General features: G+C 52.7%; 1 protein-coding gene. It reads right to left on the bottom strand.

The genetic code is table 11. From position 1 onward, the window contains the following. Nucleotides 1–61: 61 nt before the first annotated feature. Entirely contained in the window at nt 62–667 is a 606-nt protein-coding gene (locus tag J3L16_RS15815; RefSeq protein WP_207614030.1) for a cytochrome P460 family protein, read from the bottom strand. Nucleotides 668–1052: the final 385 nt, after the last annotated feature.

The raw sequence follows: 1052 nt of genomic DNA on the forward strand, positions 1-1052 counted from the left end.
GCCCCGTTCCGACAGGACCCGGATCGGGGCGTTCAAAGTCACAACACGTCAGACGACGGGATTATTCAGCGCCCAAACGGACGTGATCAAGCGGGTAGCCCAAGCTGTCTTGGTCCGCATAAGCAGAGTGACAGTCATGGCAGAAGGATTGTTTCACGCCCATAGTTTTGCCGTTTGGCTGTACGCCAGAGTAAACCCAGTTGCCGAATTCTTCGGCTTCGGTGCCTGCTTCAACTTTTGTCATGATCAACAAAGGCCCAAGACGTGGTGTGCCGTCGTTGCGCAATTTGTATGATTCTTTTGCAATAACGGTGCCCACTGGCATCGCAAAGTCGTCGCCATATGCGTATTCGATGTACTGGTCGTAACCCACTTCGTTCACGAAGGTGTTCAAGAAACGCTCACCGTGTACGCCCGGAAGTGCTGGACCTGTCGCTGCTGCACCCCAAGTGCGGTACACTGCGCCAATTTCGTGATCGTTTGCGCCGTAGCCAGCCTCAAGATCATCAACAACACAGGCATACAGCGCTGCAATTTCATCATCATCAAAATCGAAGACGTCTTTTTCAAACGTACACTCTGCTGCGTGGCTTTCAGCCGCAGCAGTCTGCGCGCCGCTGATAAGGGCTGCAAGTGCCGCCGCCGTAATAAGTAGTCCCGATTTCATTCGTCTCTCCCTGAAAGTCTCTCGGCCCCGCGGGGCGCGTTGTTCTAAAGCAGCCTAACGATGCGTGTTTGTCGTGCATAGCCACTTGATCCTCACAAAACTGCGAGATTGCGTTACCAAATTACCCAAGAAGATCACTCAGGTAACACAGTGTGAAAGGTTTGCATGACCCGACAATTTGACGTCAGTATGGCAACAAAGTTGTTCGTCTCAGAAAGTGAACCTAATGACACTCGATCCCGTTCTCGCCCAGATTGATTCCGACCTTGAAAACGCAACCGCGCGTTTGCTCGATTTGCTCCGTATTCAGTCCATCTCAACCGACCCCGCCTACAAAGACCATTGCGACGCAGCAGCCAATTGGCTGGTCGATGACCTAGCCACG

It is taken from the genome of Alteromonas sp. 5E99-2 (assembly GCF_017368475.1).
Lineage (GTDB): Bacteria > Pseudomonadota > Gammaproteobacteria > Enterobacterales > Alteromonadaceae > Alteromonas_F.